Origin of the sequence: Achromobacter veterisilvae (assembly GCF_900496975.1) — a bacterium.
GTDB classification, from domain to species: domain Bacteria; phylum Pseudomonadota; class Gammaproteobacteria; order Burkholderiales; family Burkholderiaceae_B; genus Achromobacter; species Achromobacter veterisilvae.
In genome coordinates this window covers 1-21936 of the sequence record NZ_UFQC01000061.1, presented here as the reverse complement: position 1 = coordinate 21936, position 21936 = coordinate 1, and the positions used below count along the sequence as shown (strand labels likewise).

Here is a 21936-nt window from a genome sequence, read left to right as displayed (position 1 = left end):
CGCCAGGCAGCGGCGCCGGCGCGGTCGCGGTGGGGCCGGTGGGCGCGGCGCCCGCGCCGCCGTCGCGTCCGTACAGGCCGGCGTTGGGGTCCGGCGCCTGCCGGGGATCGGGCAGCTTGCCCATGTCGCCCTGGCGGCTGGCGCGGTCCACGAAGGGCACGGGGGCCTTGGTGACGTAGAAGGCGACGACGGCGGCCACGATCAGGCCGATGAGCAGGCCGGCCAGCGCCCCGTACAGGGTGCTGCCGCTTTCGCCGGAGGAACGGCGGGTGGTTTTGCGCTTGGTTGCCATGAACCGATGTTACATCCGCTCGGGCGCGGATACGCCCAACAGCTCCAGGCCGTTGGCCAGCACCTGGCGCGTGGTCGAGGCCAGGCGCAGGCGGGCCAGCTTCAGCGCCGTATCGTCGACCAGCACGCGCTCGGCGTTGTACCAGGCATGGAAGTCCGACGCGCAGTCGCGCAGCCAGAAGGCGATGTGGTGCGGGGACAGTTCCTGGGCGGCCAGTGCGATCACGCCGGGGAATTCGGCCAGGCGCTGCATCAGGGCGAATTCGGTCGGGGCGGTCAGGAGCGCGGCGTCGGCCTGCGCCACGTCGGCGGCCGGCATGGCGGCATTGTTCACCACCGAGCAGATGCGGGCATGCGCATACTGGATGTAATAGACGGGGTTCTCGTCGCTCTTGGACAGCGCCAGGTCCACGTCGAACACGAATTCCGTGTCGGCGCGGCGCTGGATCAGGAAGTAGCGCACCGCGTCGCGGCCCACCCAGTCGATCAGGTCGCGCATGGTCACGTAGCTGCCGGCGCGCTTGGAGATCTTGACCTCTTCGCCGCCGCGCATCACCTTGACCATCTTGTGCAGCACGTAGGACGGGTAGTCCTTGGGGATGCCTTCTTCCAGCGCCTGCAGGCCGGCGCGCACGCGCGCCACGGTGCCGTGGTGGTCGCTGCCCTGGATGTTCACGGCGCGGTGGAAGCCGCGCTCCCATTTGGCCTTGTGGTAGGCCACGTCGGGCACGAAGTAGGTGTAGCCGCCTTCGCTTTTCCGCATGACGCGGTCTTTGTCGTCGCCCGTGCCCAGTTCGGTGGTGCGCAGCCACAGGGCGCCGCCTTCCTCGTAGGTATGGCCGCCGGCGACCAGCGCCTTGACGGTGGCCTCGACGCGGCCGGACGTGTAGAGCGAGCTTTCCAGGTAGTAGTTGTCGAACGCCAGGCCGAAGGCCTGCAGGTCCAGGTCTTGTTCGCGGCGCAGGTAGGCCACGGCGAAGACGCGGATGTCGTCGAGGTTGTCGATATTGCCGCTGGCGGTGACGGGCTCGCCGTCCGAGGCCTGGATGGTCTTGCCGGCCTGGAAATCGCGCGCGATGTCGGCGATGTAGTCGCCCTTGTAGCCGTCGGCGGGCCACTCGGGGGAATCGGTCGTCAGGCCGCGGGCGCGGGCCTGCACGCTGATGGCCAGGTTATGGATCTGGTTGCCGGCGTCGTTGTAGTAGAACTCGCGGGTGACGTCCCAGCCGTTGGCGTCGTACAGGCGGCAGATCGCGTCGCCCAGCGCGGCCTGGCGGGCGTGGCCCACGTGCAGCGGGCCGGTGGGGTTGGCCGACACGAATTCGACCAGGATCTTTTCGCCGCTGCGGGGCGCGCGGCCGAAGTCGGCGCCCTGTTCGGCCACGGCGGCGATGACGGCCTGGCGGGCCGCGGCGGTGATGCGCAGATTGATGAAGCCGGGGCCGGCGATTTCGGCGCTTTCGACCAGGGCGGCGGCGCCGGGCTGCGCCATCAGGGCGTCCACGATGGCCTGGGCCAGTTCGCGCGGATTGCGGCGGGCCGGCTTGGCCAGTTGCATGGCCACGTTGGTGGCGACGTCGCCGTGGGCGGCAACCTTGGGGCGTTCCAGTAGCACAGTGGCCTGGGCGTCGGGCAGGCTTTGCGCGACGGCGGCCTGGATCAGGGAGATAAGCTGTTTCTGTTGCTCGAGGAGCATGGGCGTCTGGAGAGTTTCTGAGTTAGTGACGGACGCGCCCGCGGGGGGCCGTGCCTGGCGAGGGCGGGGGCGCGGCCTGACGTGTGGAGCGCGACCGCGCGCATGCCCGATTCCGGGGCGGCGCAGGTCCTCCTGTCAGGGAATCTCCTGAATCATAGCTTGATTTGGCCCTCGGACCGGCATGGGCCGGCGGGCCGGGCTGCCCGGCCAGGCCTCCGTGGGGGACGGATGGCACGCCCCGGCGGACCTCCTTTCCGGCGCCAGTTGGCATCCCCCGCGCGTTGCGGTAGTGTGTGTAAGTAATCATTGTGGAGACCGGAATATGTTGATCACCTTTCACTCCAAGGTCGTGGCCGAGGTTCTGATGCTGACCGACCATGCGGGCGTGCTGTTGCAGGCCGCCGGCAAGTCCTTCGGAGACAAGATTCCGGAGCGCGGCGTTTTCACCGTGGAACAACTGCAACCCGCCATCAGCGGCATCGAGCACGCGATCGACGACTACCAGCGCGCCCACGAGGGCAGCGACGAAAACGACGAGGACAAGGCGCCCGTGTCCCCGATGGCCCGCATGGTGGGCATGAAGGAACGCGCCTTCCCCCTGCTGGACATGATGCGCCAGTCCCTGGCGGCTGGCTCGGAAGTCACCTGGGAGGTGTCGCGCGGCTGGTAGCCGGGCCAATGTCGCCGGGCCGACAATCTGCCCGGCCGTTTTTGCCTACGCTTCTGGCCTGACGACCACTGAAGGAACCCCCATGCGCAGCGATATCACCATTGTTTTCGACCCCCGCCGTTCGCTGGACCTTTCCGCCGACGTCGAACCGTCCCCGCAGAGCCAGAGCCAGGCGCGGGACTGGTTCGACGGCGCCTGGGAAACGCTGGGGTGCGAACCCCTGCGCCCCAGCGGCAAGGTCCTGCTGCTGGACAAGGTGCTGGGGGTGGCGGACGCGCTCGGCTACGACACCCTCTCCACCGACGAAAAAGAAGCCCGCGAGTTCGCGGACAACCTGGCGCTGGCGCTGGAACGCCCGCGGATCACGGTGGACCTGCCGGGGTTGACGGTGGGGTATTGAGGTCTCCCGGACCCGTACGATAGGGCCAGGTGTCAGACACCCATACGAGAAAATCTTTCGGCCAGGTGTCAGACACCCATACGAGAAGACCTTTAATTCAAGTTTTTCTTCCCGGGTGTCTGACACCCAATATGTGTCAGACACCCGGGAAGGCCAGCTTCAATCCGAAAGAGCGTCTCGTACGGGTGTCAGACACCCCCCCTGCCTCATACGGGTGTCAGACACTCCCCTCCAACGTTCTACCGGATCCCCGCCCGCATGAACGACTGCACGAACTGGCGCTGGAACAGCAGGAACGCGATCAAGAGCGGCGCGGCCGACATCAGGGTGGCGGCGGTGATGACCGACCAGTCGATGCCCTGGTCGGTGGACGAGAACACTTGCAGCCCCACCGTCAGCGGCCGGGATTCCACCGAGTTGGTGATGATCAGCGGCCACAGGAAGTTGTTCCAGTGGTGGCTGACCGACACCAGTCCGTAGGCCACGTAGATCGGCTTGGCCAGCGGCACGTACACCTTCCACAGGATCTGCAGTGCATTCGCGCCTTCCATTCGGGCGGCCTCTTCCAGTTCGCGCGGCACCGTCTTGAAGGTCTGGCGCAAGAGGAAAATGCCGAAGGCCGACGCGAAGTACGGCAGGCCGATGGCGAACACCGTGTCGCGGATGCCCAGTTGGCTCATCGACCGGTAGTTCTCCACCAGCAGCACGTCGGGCATGATCATCAGTTGCAGCAGCACCAGCATGAAGACGAAGTCGCGGCCGCGGAACTCGAAGCGCGCGAACGCGTAGCCGGCCAGCGTCGACAGCACCAGTTGCGCCGCCAGCACCATCGTGACCAGCAGGAAGGTGTTGAGGAAGTAGCGCGGGAACGGCGCGGCGTGCCAGGCCCGCACGAAGTTGTCCAGCGTCAGCGGCGCGAACAGGTCGAAGCGGGTCGCGTAGGCCGGCGGATGGAACGCCGCCCACATCGCGTACGCCAGGGGCAGGATCCACAGCAGGCCGAGCGCCCACGCGCCCAGGGTATCGAGCTTGTCTTTCATTGATAGTGCGTCCTGCGGTCCAGCCAGCGGAACTTGACCAGCGCGGTCAGCGCCAGCACCACCAGCAACACGACGGTCAGCGTGGCGGCGTAAGCCGTGTCCCAGAAACTGAAACCCACCTGGTAGATGTAGTACAGCAGCAGCGTGCTGGCGTTGTCGGGCCCGCCGCGCGTCATGACCACCACGTGGTCCACCAGGCGGAACGCGTTGATCAAGGCGTTGATCAAGACGAAAAGCGTGGTGGGCATCAGCAGCGGCCACAGGATGCGGCGGAAATACTGCCAGCGCGACGCGCCCTCCAGCATGGCGGCTTCGCGCAGGGACGGCGACACCGTCTGCAAGGCCGCCAGGTAGAAGATCATGAAGAAACCGGCTTCCTTCCAGACCGTCACCAGCATCAGCGCGGGCAGCGCGGTCTCGCGGTTGCCCAGCCAGTTGGGGCCGGGCGAGCCGAAAAGCTGCATGACCTGCGCGATCAGCCCGTACTGCGGTGTGTAGAAGAACAGCCAGATATTGGCCACCGCCACCATGGGCAGCACCGTGGGCGTGAAGTAGGCCATGCGCAGGAAACCGCGCCCGCTGAGGTTGCGGTTCACCCACAGCGCCATGATCAGCGCGATGCCGATCGACGTGGGGATCGTGCCCAGCGCAAACCACAGGTTGTTCCACAGCGACTGCCAGAACACCGGGTCGTCGCGCATGACCGCGTAGTTGTCCAGCCCGACGAAGCGGGCCGGGCGCGCGCCCTTGGGGGTGGAGAAAAAGCTGTGCCATAGCGTCGCCAGCGCCGGGTAGTGCGTGAACGCGGCGAGCAGCACGATGGCTGGCAGCAGAAGCAGCCAGCCATAAAGCGCGTTTAAAGAGCGGCTCATCGTGCTAAGGGCTTGTTTATTGGTAGGGGCGCAGTACGCGGTCGGCCTCGCGCTGCGCATCGGTCAGGGCCTGCTGGGGCGTCTTGGAACCCGTCAGTGCCGCCTGCAGGGCGTCGTTCAGGGTCTTGGTGACGCGCTGGTTCTCATGCGTGGAGAACTCCGCCACGCTGACTTCCAACTGGTCGCGCGCGACCGCGGCGGCCGGCACTTCCTGCGCGTACTTCTTCATCTTCTCGGTCTGCCACGCGGCCGGCGTCACGGCCACGTAGCCCGTGGCGATGCTCCAGTCCGCGGCGCGCTCGGGCGTCGTGACCCATTGCGCGAACTTCAGCGCGGCCTGCTGCTGTTCCGGCGTGCCGCTCTTGAAGATGTAGAAGTTGCCGCCGCCGGTCGGGCTGCCGCCGCGCTTCTGCTTCGGCATCATGGCGACCCCGAACGGGAAGTCGGCATTCTTGCGGATGTTGGTCAGGTTGCCCGTCGTGGTCCAGACGATCGCGGCCTTCTTTTCCAGGAAGTCCTTGGGCGTGGTGCCCCAGTCGATCGTGCCGGTGGGCATGATCTTGTGCTTGGCGGACAGGTCGCGCCAGAACTGCGCGGCCTCGACGACCGCCGGCTTGTCCAGGTAGACCTCGTTGCCGGCCTCGTTCATGAGGATGGCGTCGTTGGGCGTGGTGAGCGCCTGGAACAGCCAGTACGCGAACGCGCCGCCCGAGGGGATCTCGATGCCCCATTGCGTGGTATTGCCGGAGGCGTCCTGCTTGGTCAGCTTCTTGCCGTATTCGACCAGTTCGGCCCAGGTCGCGGGCGCGCGTTCGGGATCCAGCCCCGCGGCCTTGAACAGGTCCTTGTTGTAGTACATGACGATGGTCGAACGCTGGAACGGCACGCCCCAGGTGTGGCCGCCGGTGCGGCTGTTCTGCATGAAGGCGTCATAGAAGCCGCCGAGCCACTTCTTGTCGGCGTCGGTCTTGGCCAGGCCGTCGATCGGGACGATGGCGTCCTCGTCGATCAGCGTGAACATGTCGGTGGACAGCAGCACCGCGAGCTGCGGCGGGGTGCCGCCCTTGAGCGCGGTCAGCGCCTTGGCGATCGAGTCCTGGTAGGAGCCGGCGTAGATCGGCTTGATCTTGATGCCGGGATTTTCCTTCTGGAAATCCGCCACCATGTCGTCGACGATCTTGGTGATGGGGCCGCCGACCGCGACCGGATAATAGAACTCCACCTCGACGGGCTTGTTCTGCGCCTGCGCGGGCAGCGAAAGGCAAGCGGCGGCCAGGCTGGCGGCCAGGGTCTTCAGTACGATGCGTCGCATGTTGCGTTTCCTTATCCGTGGAATGGGCGCCCTCTAGCGCCCGTCGATGTTGATGACCGCCGAATCGGCGGCAAAGAAATGCTGCTGCCCGTCCGGCCAGGACAGGCGCAGGGCCTCGCCGGCGCGCGCGCGCAGGTGTCCGCCCACGCGCACGGCCACGCCGCTGGTGTCGCCGACGCGGCACACCACGATGGAGTCCGCGCCGAAATACTCGACGCTTTCCACGGTGGCGGCGATGCCGCCGTCGTCGATACGGATGTGTTCCGGCCGCACGCCCAGCTTCACCGCGCCGGCGGGCGCGTTGGCGATGACGGGCCCGTCCGTGCCGGAGATGACCGCGGCGCCGCCCCGCGTCGTCAGGCCGATCAGGTTCATGGGCGGCGTGCCGATGAAGCGCGCCGCGAATTCGCTGGCCGGGCGCGCGTACAGGCCGTCGGGCGTGTCGTGCTGTTCGATCTGGCCGCCGCGCAGCAGCACGACCTGGTCGGCCATGCTCATGGCCTCGGTCTGGTCGTGCGTCACGTAGACCATCGTGATGCCCAGGTCCTGCTGCAAGGCGCGGATCTCGCGGCGCATTTCATGGCGCAACTGCGCGTCCAGGTTCGACAGCGGTTCGTCCATCAGGCAGACCGGCGCCTCCGAGATCACGGCGCGGCCCAGCGCCACGCGCTGCTGCTGGCCGCCCGAAAGCTGCGAGGGCTTGCGGTCCAGCAGGTGGTTCAGGCCCAGGAGGCCCGCCACGCGCTGGAGGCGGCGGTCGTAGTCGCGCGCCGGTTCCTTGCGCACCTTCAGGCCGAACAGGATGTTCTCGCGCACCGATAGATGCGGAAACAGCGCGTATGACTGGAACACCATGGAGATGCGGCGCTTGGAGGGCGGCAACTGGGTGACGTCGCGGTCGCCGATGCGGATGGTGCCCGAGGTGGGGGTGTCCAGCCCCGCGATCATGCGCAGGGTGGTGGACTTTCCGCAGCCCGACGGACCCAGCAGGACCGTGAAGCTGCCGGCTGGCACCGTGAAGCTCACGCCATGGATCGCGGCGGCGCCGCCATATTGTTTGGTGAGGTTATCCAGAACGATGGATGACATGCTGTCTCGAAGATCTAATAGTTAGATCCGCATTGTTGCCTGTGATGAAAACCTTTTCATTGTGCAGCGCAAACATGACGGATATATGGCAATGCGAGGTTTCGTAGTCTAGCCGCTGGCCCTAGCCGAAAGGATACGGGCCGGGGTATTCCCCAATGACGGCGTGATGCGTGACCAGGTTGCCGCCCTGCCACCAGTGCAGTTGATAGCCGGGCGGCTCCATGATGTATTGCAGGGTCGGGCGTGGTCCCAGTTCCAGCGCGAGCTGGTGCGCCGTGCCCGGACAGGTGGATGCGATCGTGCCGCCGAAGCGCTGGAATATCGTGCGGTGCAAATGGCCGCAGAGCACGCGCTGCACGTTCGGAAAGCGCGCCACGATGCGTTCGAGTTCCGCCGCGCCGGCCAGCAGGCCGATGGCGTCCATGTGTTCGATGCCGGTCAGGAAAGGCGGGTGATGCATCAGCACCAGCGTGGGCCGTTCCGGCTGTTCGGCCAGGCGTGCGGCCAGCCAGTCCAGGCGGTCCTGGCAGAGTTCGCCGTGGCTCTTCATGGGCACGACGGTATCCAGCGCCAGCATGCGCAGCGGATAGGCTTCGACGGCGTACTGGATGAACGGCCCCCGGCCTTGCAGATACCCGTGGTCGGGGAAGGCCTCGCGCAACTGGGCGCGGTCGTCGTGGTTGCCGGGCAGGAGGAAATACGGAATCTCCAGCGCCCGCAGGTGGTCCCGCAGCGCCTGGTATTCCTGCGGCCTGCCCAGGTCCGTCAGGTCCCCCGTGATGAGCACGCAGTCGGGGCGCGGCGTCAGGGCATTGAGCGCGCGCACGGCCGGCGCCAGGAAAGCGGCGGGGTCGATGATGCCGTAGGCCTTGTCGCCGGGGGTGCGCATGTGCAGGTCGGTAATCTGTGCGATGAGCATGACGCGTCGATGTCGGAATGATTATCGTGAAATGGGTGGGGGCCGCGGCTATGCGGACTTGCGGCGGACCGGCGCCGCGGTGCCGCCGACCACGATGCAATGCGGCAGGCGGTCCGATTGCGGCGGATGGCCGTGGATCTGCGCCAGCAGGTTCGAGCAGGCCGCGACACCGATGCCGTCGCTGGGCTGGGCCACGGTCGTCAGCGGCGGCGTCAGCAAGGCGCCGAAGCGCATGCCGTCGAACCCGCATACCGAGATGTCGGCCGGCACGGACAGCCCGAGAGCCACCAGGTCCGCGATGACCGCGGTGGCCAGCAGGTCGTTCGAGCAGAACAGGGCGGTGGGCGCCTGCTTGCCGCGCAGCGCGGCCTTCAGGGCGTCGGCGTCGCTGCCGGTGTGCGAGCTCATGGAAATGTGCTGGACGGCGTCCAGGCCCAGCTTCTTGGCGCAGGCGCGGGCGCCCGCCAGGCGGCGGCGCGCGCGGTCGGATGCCGTCAGCGGACCGGTCACCAGGGCGATGCGGCGGTGGCCCAGCGCGGCCAGGTGGGCCACCATGTCGCTGGCGGCGGCGCGGTTGTCCACCGATGCGTAGGGATGGGCGGCCGATTCGTTGTAGACCAGCACGTAGGGAATGCCGGCGCTGTCCAGGTCGTCCAGGGTGGCGCTCTTGGCCACGTCGGCGACGGTCAGGATCAGCCCATCCACCTGGTGGTCCATCAGTCCCTGGACGGCGGCCGATTCCACCGCCGGATCGTAGCCGGTGGCCGTGAGCATGACGCTGTAGCCGGATTCGCGCGCGCGGCGTTCCGCGCCTTCGAAGCATTCGGCGAACACCGGGTTGGACAGCGTGGGCAGGATCAGCCCGATGGTGCGCGTGCTGCCCGAACGCAGGCTGCGGCCCACGCGGTTGGGCCGGAAGCCCGCGCGCTTGGCGACGTTGCGGATGTGCGCCAGCGTGTCGGGGTGCACGATGTCCGGCTGGTTGAACGCGCGCGAAACCGTGGCCGGCGATACGCCGGCCTTGCGAGCCACTTCGATGATGGAAAAGCGGGGCGACGAGCGCGATGCCATGGCGGTATTGCTGCCGGATCAGTGAAAACGATTTCATCATACAAGACAAATATGACCTTTGTGTTGCACGGGTTTGCGCTATGCTGGGGGCGACGCAACAACAAAGCCGAGGCGCGGCGCGCGATTTGCCCAGGAAAACAAGGCGTGTTCCGTGTTTTTCCCAATTGACGCGCAGCGAACAATGGTGGGTATCGGTCCGTCCGAATCGCATGGCAAGGCAGCCGCCTCGCGGGATCGGGCAGGCCCTCGGTCAAGGGGACCGGGTGCGTAGTTCAGCCGCCGCGCGTGACGCGCGGCGCCGGTAAAGAGGAAAGGACCATGTCTACTGCCTTGAACAGACTTGGCGCGCTGGAAGCCGCGCGCAAGCTGCAACGGCGCGAATTGACCGCGGAACAACTGGTGCGCGCCTGCTTTGCGCGCATCGAGCAGCGCGAGAACACCGTGCACGCCTGGACGGCGCTGCAAAAGCAGGCCGCGCTGGACCGCGCGCAGGAACTCGACCGCGGCGCCCTGGCCGGCCCGCTGCACGGCCTGCCCATCGGCGTCAAGGACCTGTTCGATACCGACGACCTGCCCACCCGCTACGGTTCACCCATCTACGAGCGCCACCGCCCGGGGCTGGACGCCGCCGCCGTGGCGCTGTGCCGCGGCGCGGGCGCGATCGTCATCGGCAAAACCGTGACCACCGAGTTCGCCACCTACCAGGCGGGCCCCACGCGCAATCCGCGCAACGAGGCCTACACGCCCGGCGGTTCGTCCAGCGGTTCGGCGGCCGCGGTGGCCGACGACATGGTGCCGTTCGCATTGGGTTCGCAAACCGCGGGCTCCATCATCCGTCCCGCGTCCTATTGCGGCATCGTGGGGTTCAAGCCCACCTTCGGCGCCATCCCGCGAGCCGGGGTCAAGAGCCTGGCGGAATCGCTGGACACGATCGGCGGCTTCGCGCGCTCGGTGCCGGACGTGGCGCTCTTCGCCTCGGTCCTGATGCGGGACCCGCGCATGCTGGAACTGGCCTACGACGGCAAGCCGCGCATCGGCATGTACCGCAGCCTCCAATGGCGCCACGCCCAGGCCGAAACCAAAGAGGCCTTCGCGCAGGCGGCGGCTATCCTGTCGCGGGCCGGCGCCGTCGTGGAAGAGGTGCCGCTGCCGCCGGAACACTGTGTGCTGGTCCAGTTGCACTCGGACATCATGGCGTTCGAAGCCTCGCAGTCGCTGGCCTACGAACGCCTGGAGCACGCCGCGCAGCTCAGCCCCAAGATCCAGGCCATCCTGGAAGCGGGCGCGCGCATCACCGCGGAAGAACACCTGAAGAACCTGGCCCGCGCTGCCGAGTCGCGCGCGCGCGTGGACGCATGGTTCGACACGTACGACGTGTTGCTCGCGCCCAGCGCGGCCGGCGAAGCCCCCTTCGCGGACCTGGGCACCGGAGACCCGCAGTTCTCGCGCGCCTGGACGCTGTTCGGCGTGCCCTGCCTGAACCTGCCGTTCGCCACCGGCCCGCAAGGCCTGCCGGTGGGGCTGCAACTGGTCGGCAAGCGCCATAGCGACCATTTCACGCTGGCCGTCGCCGCATGGGTCCATCAACGCTTGCTGGCCGCCAACGCGCCGGACATCGGCGCGTCGGACATGTGGCCTCGGGGGTGAGGCGGCAGCGCCATCCGCTTCCCAGAAAAAAGCCCGCCGGATAAGGCGGGCTTGTTTTCATGCCGGGGTGCGGATCACGCGGCCTCGGCAGTTTCCTGTTCGGCGGACGCCACGGCGCCGGCATTGATGTGGCGGTTGACGGCGCTCAGGACGGCCTGGAACGAAGCCGTCACGATGTCGCGGTCGATGCCCACGCCGAAGCCCGTGCTCGAATCGCCGACGCGCAATTCCACATAGGACGCCGCGCGCGTGTCGGTGCCGGTGCCGATGGCGTGCTCATGGTAGTCCATGATGCGCACGGGCACGTCCAGCGCGGCCACGAAGGCCGAGATGGCGCCGTCGCCCTTGCCGGTCACGATGCGGCGTTCGCCGTTGTATTCCAGTTCGGCCTCGATGCTGAAATGCTGGCCTTCGCCGGCTGCCGGGTTGCCGTCGATGCGGTGGCGCACCAGCTTCCACGGCGCCTTCTGTTCGAGGTATTCGCGGTTGAAGATCGTGTGCACGTCGTCGGCGGTGACTTCGCGGCCGGTTTCGTCGGTGACGCGCTGGATGGCGCGGCTGAATTCGATCTGCAGGCGGCGCGGCAACACCAGGCCGTGCTCCTGTTCGAGCAGGTACGACACGCCGCCCTTGCCCGACTGGCTGTTCACGCGGATCACGGCGTCGTAGCTGCGGCCGAGGTCGGCCGGGTCGATCGGGAGGTACGGCACTTCCCAGACGGCATCGGCCTTCTGCTGCGCGAAGCCCTTCTTGATGGCGTCCTGGTGCGAGCCCGAGAACGCGGTGAAGACCAGGTCGCCGGCATACGGATGGCGCGGGTGCACGGGCAACTGGTTGCAGTATTCGGCGCAGCGGCGCACTTCGTCGATGTCGGAGAAGTCCAGGCCCGGGTGCACGCCCTGGGTGTAGAGGTTCAAGGCCAGGGTGACGAGGTCGACGTTGCCGGTGCGCTCGCCGCTGCCGAACAGGCAGCCTTCGATGCGGTCGGCGCCGGCCATGACGGCGAATTCCGCGGCGGCCACGGCGGTGCCGCGGTCGTTATGCGGGTGCACGCTGAGCACGATGCTGTCGCGGCGCGCGAGGTTCTTGTGCATCCACTCGATCTGGTCCGCGTACATGTTCGGGGTGGTGGCCTCGATGGTGGCGGGCAGGTTCAGCACCATCTTGCAATCCGGCGTGGGTTCCCATACGTCGGCCACGGCGTTGGAGACTTCCAGCGCGAATTCGGGTTCGGTCGTGCTGAAGACTTCCGGCGAGTACTGGTAGCGCCACTTCGTTTCCGGGTGCTGGGCCATGTACTGCTTCACCAGGCGCGTGCCGGTCGTGGCGATGTTCTTGATTTCGTCCTTGCTCATGTTGAACACGACCTTGCGGAACGCCGGCGCGCAGGCGTTGTACAAGTGGACGATGGCCTGCTTGGCGCCGGCGGCGGATTCCACCGTGCGGCTGATCAGGTCTTCGCGGGATTGCGTCAGGACGATGATGGTGACGTCGTCGGGGATGCGCTTTTCGTCGATGAGCTTGCGGACGAAGTCGAAGTCGGTCTGCGAGGCCGACGGGAAGCCGACTTCGATTTCCTTGAAGCCGATCTTCACCAACTGTTCGAAGAAGCGGAGCTTGCGCTCGACGCTCATCGGCTCGATCAGGGACTGGTTGCCGTCGCGCAGGTCCGTGCTCATCCAGATCGGCGCCTCGGTAATGCGGCGGCTGGGCCAGGTGCGTTCGGAGAAGTCGCGGGCAAAGGGGGCGAAGGGGACGTACTTGGTAGCGGGGTTGGCAAGCATCATGACTACACCTCGATCGGTTTCTTTTGAATCCCGGGAGCACTACTCTCGGCGGCATTTGTGACCGGATGACGGTCTTGTGCCAGGGGTTGCCGTGATTGACCGGCAGGATTCACAAATAAAAGGGGGAAATCGCGTGTGGCAAGCGTGGCTGCCGAGCTACCACGGGGACACTAGGCCCGGCAACCGATCGGTAGGTATAGCGATAGCGCGGCAAACGTGGAGGTGCGAGCGCGCAAGCCGGCAACCGGAGCGGCGGAGCGTCCGATGGCAATCGCGAGGGAGGTGCGGTGTGCGGCCATAAGTTGCTAGTCAAACATACTTTGCGCCGAAGCGCAAACGGAAAACATCCGAAAAAAACAGGGGGCGGAACGCCCCGCCATCTTTTCCGCCACGTGTTCACTGCGTCTGCATATGGCCGTTTTTCACGACTTTACCCAGACGTTCGCGTTCGCTTGCCGCTCTGGGCCAGTGGCCTCTTTCATCATTTCCGCCACGAAATGCGGGGCTGGCTGGCAAGCGACTGAAACAAACAGGCCGCCTCAGCGGGCGGCCTGGAAGCGGGCGAAAGCGGAACGCCTCAGCGGGCCGGGCCGATGCGCGGTTCGATGTAGCGGTCGCCGCGGGTTTCGCCGCGGACGGCGGCGTTCGGGTCGCGGCGGCCGTCGTCGCGGGGTTCGCGGGTCGGGCGGCTGTCGAAACCTTCCAGGATCCGGGCCTGGTCGGCCACCATCGCGATCTTGCCGATACGGTTGTGGCGGATTTCAGACAGGGAGCGGCGCAAATCGCCTACCGTGAAGGGTTCCTGGCGGTCGCCCCAGGCCCAGCGCAGTACGCCGAGGGACTCTTCCGACAGGTTCGGAGCCAGGTCGGCGAGCACGTCCGTGCCCACCGGCGTGGCGCTGCCCGAGGCCAGGCTGGCGGACAGCCAGGCGCGGACGGCGAAGAATACGATCAGGGACCAGATGGCCGTGATGGCCCACCAGAGGTACGGGTTGACCTTCTGCACCATGTCCACGGTCGGCTGGCCCAGGGAATGCAGGAAGTCGTAGTTCATGCCGCGGCCGAAATCCAGTATCCACCGGGCGGCCAGATACCAGATGACGAGCGCGACGGCGATGACGATCGCGCGCACAACGAGTCGGGGAAGCGCCAGTTTGAGCAGGGTCTGGCCGATAAGGCGGCAGTCCTGGCGGACGCTTGCCGGCGAAGTCAGATTCATCATGCAAAATATTGTACCTATGACCCGTCCAATTTTAGAACTGCGACCCGGTCAGCATTTGACGCTGACACCACAGTTACAACAATCGATCCGATTGTTGCAACTGTCCACGCTCGAACTCGAGGCCGAGATTTCGCAAGTCCTCGCGGAAAACCCGCTGCTGGAGCGGGACGACGAACCCCTGTCGGCCCAGGACCAGGCCGATTCCGAGCGCGAATCTTCCGTGCAGGACGACGAAACGCCGGTCGAGCGCGAGACGGCGGCCGAGGAAATGCCGGGATCCGGCGGCGTTTATCCGGACGACGATTCCTCCCTGCCCGAGGCGGCGCGGCCAGACACGCTGCGCGAACATCTGATGGGCCAACTGGTCCTGACGCGCGCCGCGCCCCGCGACGTCGCGCTGGCGGGGCTGCTGATCGACGAATTGGACGAAAACGGCTACCTGGGATCGCCGCTGGAGGAAATCCTGGGCTGGCTGCCGGCCGAGATGGAGCCGGACCTGGACGAACTGAAGGCGGCGCTGTCGCTGCTGCAATCGTTCGATCCCCCCGGCATCGGCGCGCGGGACATGGCGGAATGCCTGCTGCTGCAACTGCGCAATCCCGACCTTGGCCGCCTGCCGGAAGCGGCGGACGCCGCCGCGCTCGCCTGTGCGCGCCGTATCTGCGCGGAGCACCTGTCCCTGCTGGCGACCGGCAACACCGCGAAGCTGTGCGCGGCCGCGGGCTGCGACGAACCCACGTTCCGGGCGGCCCATGCCCTGATCCTGCGGCTGGAACCCCGGCCGGGACGGGCCTGGACCGTGCCCGCGGCCGATTACGCGGTGCCGGACGTCATCGTGCGCAGGACCCGGCGCGGCTGGCAGGCTACTTTGAACAGCGCCGCCGTGCCCCGGCTGCAGATCAACGGGCTGTACGCCCAGATGCTGGGCAACCAGAAGGAGTCCGCGCACGCCGGCCTGCAATCGCAGCTACAACAGGCCCGCTGGATGATCCGCAACGTGGAGCAGCGTTTCGACACCATCCTGCGCGTGGCCCAGGCCATCGTGGAGCACCAGACGGCCTTCTTCAGCCAGGGCCCCGGCGCTATGCGGCCGCTTATCCTGAAGGACATCGCGGGCGAGCTGGGCTTGCACGAATCCACGATTTCACGGGCCACAACACAGAAGTACATGCTTACTCCATTCGGCACCCTGGAGCTCAAGCGCTTCTTCGGCACGGGCGTGTCGACCGAAGGCGGGGACGCCACGTCGGCCACGGCGGTGCAGACTTTCATCCGGCAGATGGTGGCGGAAGAGAACCGGGCCAAGCCGCTGTCGGACAGCCAGATCATGCAAAAACTGGCCGATCAGGGGATAGTCATCGCCCGCCGGACGGTGGCAAAGTACCGCGAAGCGCTGCGGATCGCCCCGGCCGCGCTGCGCAAGGCGCAGGCCGCCGCCCGCTGAAATAAGGGACGGGCATATTCAAATTCGTCCCTTTTTTCAAGGACTTGCGTGACACTTCGGTTGCAAATTTATTTGCCGGCGGGGCTTGCCAGTGATCGAATAATTTTCGATAATTATTCTCATGTACATTTGCGTATGTAATGCCATCACCGAACGCCAAGTCCGCGCCAGCGTGGACGGTGGCGCGACGACGCTTTCCGACCTGCAGTTCGAGCTGGGCGTGGCCACGTGCTGCGGCTGCTGCGCGGCGACCGCCGCCGAATACCTGCCGGGCGGCCGCTGTTCCAGCGTGTGCGACGTGCGCTCGATTGCCGTTCCGGTCAATCCTCCGGCCGCCATGGTCGAATCGGGCGCGCCTGCTGCCAACAGCAGCTTCCCGATTCCGCTCGTCGCCACGGCCTGAACGGGTTGGCTGTTCCCTCCGGCTCGCTGCCTGTCATGCGGCGAGCCGCGTCGTTTCCTTCTCGCAAAAATCCTGGATAGCCATCGCCAGCCGGCGCACCGGCAGGCGCGCGGTGTCGGCCATGCATAGCGCCAGCTCGGTCGGCGGCACGGCAGGCAAGGCCGCATCGACGACCCGCAGGCCCGGTACCATGCAGCGGCGCTCCAGCAGCGCGACCCCCAGCCCTCCTTTCAATGCGGCTTGCAGGCCCGTCAGGTTCGGGCTTTCGTACGCGATGCGCCAGTGCCGGCCGGCGGCCTCCAGGGCGTGGATCGCCCGGTTGCGGTAGATGCAGCCCTGCGGAAAGGCCACCAAGGGCACCGGTCCGGCCTCCTCGAGATTCAGGGACGGGCCGCAGATCCAGTGCAGGTTTTCCGGCCAGGCGGCCAGCGCGCTGCCGGCGCCGGGTTCGCGCTTGATGAGCGCCACGTCCAGGTCGCCCCGTTCCAGCGCGCGCGCAAGCGCGGCGGTCAGGTCGCACCGCACCGACAGCCGGACGCCCGGGTGGGACCGCGCGAACTCCGCCACGACGGCGGTCAGCGTTTCCGCCGCGAAATCGTCGGGAACGCCCAGCCGGATCACGTCCACGCGCTTGCGCCCGCTGACCGCCTCCCGCACCTCCGTCGACAGGGCCAGCATCCGCCGGGCATAGCCCAGCAGGCGTTCGCCGTCTTCGGTCAACGAGACCTGCCGGCCTTCGCGGACGAACAGCGCGCATTCCAGCGACTCTTCCAGTTTGCGGATCTGCTGGCTGACGGTGGACTGGCTGCGGTGCACCCGTTCGCCGGCCGCCGTGAAACCGCCGGCGTCCACCACCGACACGAAACTGTGGAGAAGGTCGAGATCCAGCATCGGGTCACCTCAGACATTTGATTTTCAAATACTGTCGATCCGAATAAAGAGTTTGTCAATGGATCCGGGCCCGCGCAGAATCGCTTCACCCGCCGCCCCCGCGGCTTTCGCGCCCAGTCCCGGATTCCCCATGAAGGCCACATCGACCCTGCCCGCCGCCGCCCTGCCCGCCGATGCCCCGCCCGGCATCAGTTGGGCGCCGATCGCGGCATTCTGCTTCCTGTGGAGTTCGGCATTCGCGGCGGCCAAGATCGCGGTGCGGGACTGTCCGCCGCTGACCTTGCTGACCATCCGTTTCCTGATCGCCGGCGCGCTGATGCTGGGCTTGGCGGCGGCCAGCGGCCGCTGGAAGCTGCCCGCGGGGCGCGACCTGGCGGCGCTCGCGCTGCTCGGCGTGCTGAACAACACGCTGTACCTGGGCCTGAGCTGGTCCGGCATGACCACCGTGTCGTCCGCGTTCACGGCCGTGCTGATCAGCACCAACCCGCTGCTCATCGGCGTGCTGGCCGGCCCGGTGCTGGGCGAACGCCTGGGGTGGCGCAAGCTGGCCGGCCTGTGCCTGGGATTGGCGGGCGTGGCGCTGGTGCTGCGATCGCGGCTGTCCGGCATGCAGGAAGACCTGCACGGCACCTTGCTGGTCACCGGAGGACTGGTGGCGCTGGTGGCGGGCACGCTGCTCTACAAGCGCCTGAAGCCGGCCTCGGGCCTGTGGACGTCGACGGGCATACAGTCGCTGGCCGGCGCGGCGGCGTTGCTGCCCTTCGCGCTGGCCACCGAAAGCATCGGCGATGCGCGCATGACGGCCAGCCTGTTCTGGAGCATGGCCTACATGATCGTCGCGGTGTCGATGGGCGGCTACTACTTGTGGTTCATGATCCTGGGCCGCGCCAGCGCCACGTCGGCCAGCGCGCTGCACTTCCTGATGCCGCCGCTGGGGCTGCTGTTCGGGTGGCTGGTGCTTGCCGAACCGGTGTCGTGGCTGGACCTGCTGGGCATCGTCCCGATCGCGTTCGGCATCTGGCTCGCGACGCGGCGGACCGCTTAGCGCGCGAGTTGCCGGCACAGTTGCCGATCCGCAACGAGCGAGCCCGCGCGGCCTTTGCGCCGGATCCGCCGGGCCGAAAGCCTGAATCTGCATCAGGCTTCGCCGCATTCCGCGTCGGAATCCGCGGGCCGCTTGCGGGCAGGCCGCATGAGCGCTGTCTCGCGCATGCAAGGCATCGCGCACGCATACTCATTCTCATTAGCCTAACGCTTTCTGATAGCGCTCCTAAAGCGGTTTACCAAATGCAGCGCAAGGCTAGGCGCGGCCCTGCGCCAGATGGTAGTCTGCCGAAGTTGCGTACGCGCGGCATCGTGCGCTCCTTTGTCGCGATGCACTCGCGTCGCGCCTGACTGCAAGGAGTCCATCATGAAAGGCGACAAAACCGTCATCCAGTTCCTGAACAAGCAACTGACCAACGAACTGACGGCCATCAACCAGTATTTCCTGCATGCGCGCATGTTGAACCATTGGGGCTTCGACAAGCTGGGCAAGCACGAGTACGAAGAATCCATAGGCGAGATGAAGCACGCCGATCGCCTGATCGAACGCATCTTCATGCTGGACGGCCTGCCCAACCTGCAAGACCTGCACAAGCTGCTGATCGGCGAAGACGTGCCGGAACTGCTGGCCTGTGATCTGAAGCTCGAACAAGGCGCCCAGGCGACCGTCAAGGAAGCGATCGCGTACTGTGAATCGGTCCGGGACTATGTTTCGCGCGATCTGTTCCAGGACATCCTGGACGATACCGAAGAGCATATCGACTATCTGGAAACGCAAATCGACCTGGTCGACAAGGTCGGTCTCCAGAACTATCTGCAGAGCCAGATGTCCGTGCCGGAATGATTGCCGGATACCCATGAAAATGGCGCCCCGCGGGGCGCCATTTTCATTGCCGGGCATTCAGCCTGGCGGGCGATTACGGGCGGGCCGGGCATTCGGCCATGGTGCCCCAGGCGCGGTTGGGCGCGCAATACTTGTTGCGCGCGGCCCAGGAGCAGGAGGGGCGCTCGAAGAAGCCCTGCGTGGCGCATTGCGCGAGTTCGCGCTTGAGGGCGTCCTGCCAGCCCAGGGCGCCGGGCGCCTGAGCGGTGTTGGGGGGCGGCGGGGGCGCCTGCACCATCTGGGGCGTGCCGTAGCCGCCGGCCTGCGCCTGGCCGCCATTGACCGCGGCGGACGTGCCGGGCGCCTGCAGGTCCAGCGTGCTGACGTCCGACGGGCCCGAGGGCAGCGGCACCTGCGAGGCGTCCGCGATTTCGCGGGCCTGTTCCGGGCTGATGCGTTCGCGCGAGATCTTCACCGAGGGGTCGCTTACGCTGTCGAACAGCGACACGGTGTTGACCTGCCATTCCCGGTCGGCCGGCTTGTCGGGCACGCCCAGCGTGCCGTCGATGCGGGGCTGGGGAGGCTGCGCCACGTACGGGCGGCCGTTGGCGTCCAGCACGGGCTGCTGGGAGGCGGCCGCGTCCTGGCCGGGAGCGGGCGCGGCGGTGGGCGCATGCGCCACCAGCCAGTCGCCCAGTTGTATGCCGCCCCAGGCGGACGCGCCAAGCGCGACCAGGAGCGTTGCGAATAAGAAACGCCAAGACATTGCTACCCTCATCTGCCGTGCGGAACCCTGACGGGTCTACGCTTTGTCTCCGAAAACCTTGCCGCCGTGCTCGCGCATGGCGTGGAATTTCACATCGGGATACAGTTCTTCGGCAACGCGCAATTGCGCGGGAGAACCGATCAAAAACGCCGCCGCATCCACAACATCATAGGCGATATGGGCCGCATTGGCATCCATGAACTTGCGCAGCGCCTTGGGGTTTTCAGACGTAATCCAACGTGCCATTGTGTAGCGGGAAGGCAGCATCCGGGCGTCCACGCCGTACTCGGTCTTCAGGCGGTGGGCGACCACTTCGAATTGCAGTTGGCCGACCGCGCCGAGCAGCAGGGAGCCGCCGGCGGCCTCGGGACGGAACACCTGGATGGCGCCTTCCTCGCCCAATTGGGTGAGGCCGGTGCGCAGTTGTTTGGTGCGCAGCGGGTCCTTCACTTCCACCGCCTGGAACAGCTCGGGGGCGAAGAACGGCAAGCCCGTGAATTGCAGCGTCTCGCCTTCGGTCAGCACGTCGCCCAATTGCAGCACGCCGTGGTTGGGAATGCCGATCACGTCGCCGGCATAGGCCTCGTCCAGCAGTTCGCGCCGCTGCGACAGGAAGGACACGACGTTGTTGGGGCGCATTTCCTTGTTGGTGCGCGCGACCTTCAGGCGCATGCCGCGCTCGAAGCGGCCGGAGCTGACGCGCACGAACGCCACGCGGTCGCGGTGCGCCGGGTCCATGTTGGCCTGCACCTTGAACACCACGCCCGTGAACTTGGGCTCTTCGGGCTGCACCTCGCGCTGCAGGGCCATGCGCGGGCCCGGGGGCGGCGCCTGTTCGACCAGCGCGTCCAGCACTTCCTGGACGCCGAAGTTGTTGATGGCGGACCCGAAGAACACCGGGGTCTGCCGGCCGGCCAGGAACTCGTCGCGATCGAAGGCGGGCGCGGCTTCGTTGATGAGTTCGATCTCGCCGCTGGCCTGCTCGAACGCCGCGCCGAAGCGCCGGGCGATTTCGGGGTTGGCCAGGCCTTCGATGAAGTCGTCGCTGTCGGAGCGGCGTTCCTGCCCCGGGCGGAATACGCGCATGCGGTCGCGGCGGATGTCGAACACGCCGCCGAAGGCCTTGCCCATGCCGACCGGCCAGGAGAACGGCACCGCGTCCATGCCCAGGTGGCCTTCGATTTCGGACAGCAGTTCCAGCGGTTCGCGCACCTCGCGGTCCATCTTGTTGATGAACGTGATGATGGGCGTGTTGCGCGCGCGGCAGACCTGCAGCAGGCGGATGGTCTGGGGCTCGACGCCGTTGGCGGCGTCGATCACCATCAGCGCCGCGTCCACCGCCGTCAGCACGCGGTAGGTGTCTTCGGAGAAGTCCTGGTGACCCGGGGTGTCCAGCAGGTTGATGACGCAGTCGCGGTATTCCATCTGCATCACGGACGACGCCACGGAAATGCCGCGCTGCTTTTCGATTTCCATCCAGTCCGACGAGGCGTGGCGCGAGGCCTTGCGCGCCTTGACGCTGCCGGCGATCTGGATCGCGCCTGCGAACAGCAGCAGCTTTTCGGTCAGTGTGGTCTTGCCCGCGTCAGGGTGGGAAATGATGGCGAACGTACGGCGCCGCGCAACTTCTTGGGTGATGTTCATGATCGGGGGATTTTACTTAACGCCGTTGCTTCGCCCGGCGCGTCCGGTATCGGGCACGAAAGCGCGCGGGGCATGCGCCGCTGCCGGCGCATGCCCCGCGCATGGGATTCAGGAATGGCGGCGGAACGACGCCAGGAACACGCCCGCCAGGATGAACAGCGAACCGAAGGTCCGGTTCATCCAGCGGATGTGTTTCGCGTCACGCAGCATGCGCAGCACGCGCGCGGCCAGCAGCGTGTACACGCCCATGGCCACCAGGTCGGTGAATGCCAGCGTGCCCGCCAGCGCCGTGTATTGCGGCGTCAGCGGCAGCGCGGGATCCACGAACTGCGGCACCACGGCCAGCAGGAACACCGTGCCCTTGGGGTTCATGGTGTTGATCAGGAAGCCGCGCAGCACCAGTTCCCGGATCGACGCGCGCTTGGGATCGCCGGAATCGACCGTGACCGGCGCCGCGTCCGTGCGGATCTGGCGCACGCCCAGGTAGATCAGGTAGGCCACGCCCAGGTACTTGACCACGTTGAAGGCCATTTCGGAGGTGGCCAGCACGGCGCCCAGGCCCACGGCCACCACGACGAACTGGAACAGGATGCCCAGGATCAGGCCGGCCGTGTTCCAGTAGCCGCGCGCGAACCCGTATTTCAGCCCGGAGGACATGGCCGAGATCGCTCCCGCGCCGGGCGAGAACGAAATGGCCCAGGAGGCCAGGAAAAACGTCAACCAGGTGGATAAGGGCATGGCGCAGGTCCGTGGGTCGCAGTTCTGAGGTTGCCAGTGATATTACTTGCTCAGCAGGGCAGCGCGCGGGCCGCCCGCCGGGCGCCCCTAGTCGTATTGGAACGCGAGGCCCAGCCGGGCTATCACTCCACCGGCCGCTCGGCGGCCATGTTCATGGAGACCTATGG

General features: G+C 66.7%; 20 protein-coding genes and 2 pseudogenes. 8 read left to right on the top strand and 14 right to left on the bottom strand.

The genetic code is table 11. The features are described from left to right. Both AVE30378_RS30765 and argS read right to left on the bottom strand, forming a co-directional pair. Positions 1 to 292, bottom strand: a pseudogene (locus tag AVE30378_RS30765) (SPOR domain-containing protein); the annotation flags it as partial. Positions 293 to 301: 9 nt separating this feature from the next. Further along, positions 302 to 1987 carry an arginine--tRNA ligase gene (gene argS, locus AVE30378_RS30760; protein WP_129246719.1) on the bottom strand — a complete coding sequence of 562 codons (1686 nt, stop codon included), beginning with the start codon at positions 1985 to 1987 and terminating at the stop codon, positions 302 to 304. A gap of 322 nt (positions 1988 to 2309) precedes the next feature. Between argS and AVE30378_RS30755 the strand changes: the two genes are divergently transcribed. Both AVE30378_RS30755 and AVE30378_RS30750 read left to right on the top strand, forming a co-directional pair. Continuing rightward, entirely contained in the window at positions 2310 to 2657 is a 348-nt protein-coding gene (locus AVE30378_RS30755; RefSeq protein ID WP_129246717.1) for a DUF1840 domain-containing protein, read from the top strand. 82 nt (positions 2658 to 2739) lie between these two features. Further along, on the top strand, positions 2740 to 3057 hold the full coding sequence (locus AVE30378_RS30750) for a hypothetical protein (protein ID WP_129246715.1): 318 nt from the start codon (positions 2740 to 2742) through the stop codon (positions 3055 to 3057). Between the two features lie 239 nt (positions 3058 to 3296). On the opposite strand, the gene AVE30378_RS30745 is transcribed toward AVE30378_RS30750, so the two are convergent. The 6 genes from AVE30378_RS30745 to AVE30378_RS30720 all read right to left on the bottom strand — a co-directional run bounded on the left by AVE30378_RS30745 (position 3297) and on the right by AVE30378_RS30720 (position 9360). Further along, positions 3297 to 4097, bottom strand: a complete 801-nt coding sequence (locus AVE30378_RS30745; RefSeq protein WP_062685245.1) for a carbohydrate ABC transporter permease — start codon at positions 4095 to 4097, stop codon at positions 3297 to 3299. Beyond that, positions 4094 to 4969 (bottom strand): carbohydrate ABC transporter permease, encoded by an 876-nt coding sequence (locus AVE30378_RS30740; RefSeq protein WP_129246714.1) that lies wholly within the window; start codon positions 4967 to 4969, stop codon positions 4094 to 4096. The genes AVE30378_RS30745 and AVE30378_RS30740 overlap by 4 nt, the downstream gene beginning before the upstream one ends. A 16-nt stretch (positions 4970 to 4985) precedes the next feature. Continuing rightward, positions 4986 to 6281 carry an ABC transporter substrate-binding protein gene (locus tag AVE30378_RS30735; RefSeq protein WP_129246712.1) on the bottom strand — a complete coding sequence of 432 codons (1296 nt, stop codon included), beginning with the start codon at positions 6279 to 6281 and terminating at the stop codon, positions 4986 to 4988. Between the two features lie 33 nt (positions 6282 to 6314). After that, complete coding sequence (locus tag AVE30378_RS30730; RefSeq protein ID WP_129246710.1) at positions 6315 to 7370, bottom strand: ABC transporter ATP-binding protein; 1056 nt, start codon at positions 7368 to 7370, stop codon at positions 6315 to 6317. A 121-nt stretch (positions 7371 to 7491) separates the two neighbouring features. After that, a complete protein-coding gene (locus tag AVE30378_RS30725; protein WP_129246708.1) occupies positions 7492 to 8289 on the bottom strand; it encodes a phosphodiesterase in 798 nt (265 codons plus the stop codon). A 48-nt stretch (positions 8290 to 8337) separates the two neighbouring features. Then, positions 8338 to 9360 carry a substrate-binding domain-containing protein gene (locus tag AVE30378_RS30720; protein WP_129246706.1) on the bottom strand — a complete coding sequence of 341 codons (1023 nt, stop codon included), beginning with the start codon at positions 9358 to 9360 and terminating at the stop codon, positions 8338 to 8340. Positions 9361 to 9678: 318 nt separating this feature from the next. On the opposite strand from AVE30378_RS30720, the gene AVE30378_RS30715 reads away from it, so the two are divergent. Then, positions 9679 to 11007 (top strand): amidase, encoded by a 1329-nt coding sequence (locus tag AVE30378_RS30715; RefSeq protein WP_129246705.1) that lies wholly within the window; start codon positions 9679 to 9681, stop codon positions 11005 to 11007. Positions 11008 to 11081: 74 nt separating this feature from the next. On the opposite strand, the gene leuA is transcribed toward AVE30378_RS30715, so the two are convergent. Continuing rightward, entirely contained in the window at positions 11082 to 12794 is a 1713-nt protein-coding gene (gene leuA, locus AVE30378_RS30710) for a 2-isopropylmalate synthase (protein ID WP_129246703.1), read from the bottom strand. A 577-nt stretch (positions 12795 to 13371) separates the two neighbouring features. Next, a complete protein-coding gene (locus AVE30378_RS30705) occupies positions 13372 to 14016 on the bottom strand; it encodes a hypothetical protein (RefSeq protein ID WP_129246701.1) in 645 nt (214 codons plus the stop codon). Between the two features lie 16 nt (positions 14017 to 14032). On the opposite strand from AVE30378_RS30705, the gene rpoN reads away from it, so the two are divergent. Continuing rightward, complete coding sequence (gene rpoN / locus AVE30378_RS30700; RefSeq protein WP_482757348.1) at positions 14033 to 15460, top strand: RNA polymerase factor sigma-54; 1428 nt, start codon at positions 14033 to 14035, stop codon at positions 15458 to 15460. Between the two features lie 121 nt (positions 15461 to 15581). Further along, entirely contained in the window at positions 15582 to 15863 is a 282-nt protein-coding gene (locus AVE30378_RS30695; RefSeq protein ID WP_129246697.1) for a (2Fe-2S)-binding protein, read from the top strand. Between the two features lie 33 nt (positions 15864 to 15896). On the opposite strand, the gene AVE30378_RS30690 is transcribed toward AVE30378_RS30695, so the two are convergent. Further along, positions 15897 to 16754, bottom strand: a complete 858-nt coding sequence (locus tag AVE30378_RS30690) for a LysR substrate-binding domain-containing protein (RefSeq protein WP_129246695.1) — start codon at positions 16752 to 16754, stop codon at positions 15897 to 15899. Positions 16755 to 16884: 130 nt separating this feature from the next. On the opposite strand from AVE30378_RS30690, the gene AVE30378_RS30685 reads away from it, so the two are divergent. Together AVE30378_RS30685 and bfr are read left to right on the top strand one after the other, a co-directional pair. Next, the gene (locus AVE30378_RS30685) at positions 16885 to 17799 is read left to right on the top strand and encodes a DMT family transporter (protein ID WP_129246693.1); all 915 of its coding nucleotides are present in this window, start codon (positions 16885 to 16887) and stop codon (positions 17797 to 17799) included. A gap of 366 nt (positions 17800 to 18165) precedes the next feature. Continuing rightward, entirely contained in the window at positions 18166 to 18642 is a 477-nt protein-coding gene (gene bfr, locus AVE30378_RS30680) for a bacterioferritin (protein ID WP_129246691.1), read from the top strand. Positions 18643 to 18715: 73 nt separating this feature from the next. Here the strand turns inward: bfr and AVE30378_RS30675 are convergent, their stop codons facing one another. From AVE30378_RS30675 to AVE30378_RS30665, 3 genes are all read right to left on the bottom strand, one after another. Then, entirely contained in the window at positions 18716 to 19399 is a 684-nt protein-coding gene (locus tag AVE30378_RS30675) for a hypothetical protein (protein ID WP_208742467.1), read from the bottom strand. A gap of 24 nt (positions 19400 to 19423) precedes the next feature. After that, a complete protein-coding gene (locus AVE30378_RS30670; protein ID WP_129246687.1) occupies positions 19424 to 21031 on the bottom strand; it encodes a peptide chain release factor 3 in 1608 nt (535 codons plus the stop codon). Between the two features lie 108 nt (positions 21032 to 21139). Beyond that, a complete protein-coding gene (locus AVE30378_RS30665) occupies positions 21140 to 21769 on the bottom strand; it encodes a LysE family translocator (RefSeq protein WP_129246685.1) in 630 nt (209 codons plus the stop codon). 36 nt (positions 21770 to 21805) lie between these two features. On the opposite strand from AVE30378_RS30665, the pseudogene AVE30378_RS33190 reads away from it, so the two are divergent. Next, positions 21806 to 21936 (top strand): annotated as a pseudogene (locus AVE30378_RS33190) (FAD-dependent oxidoreductase); the annotation flags it as partial.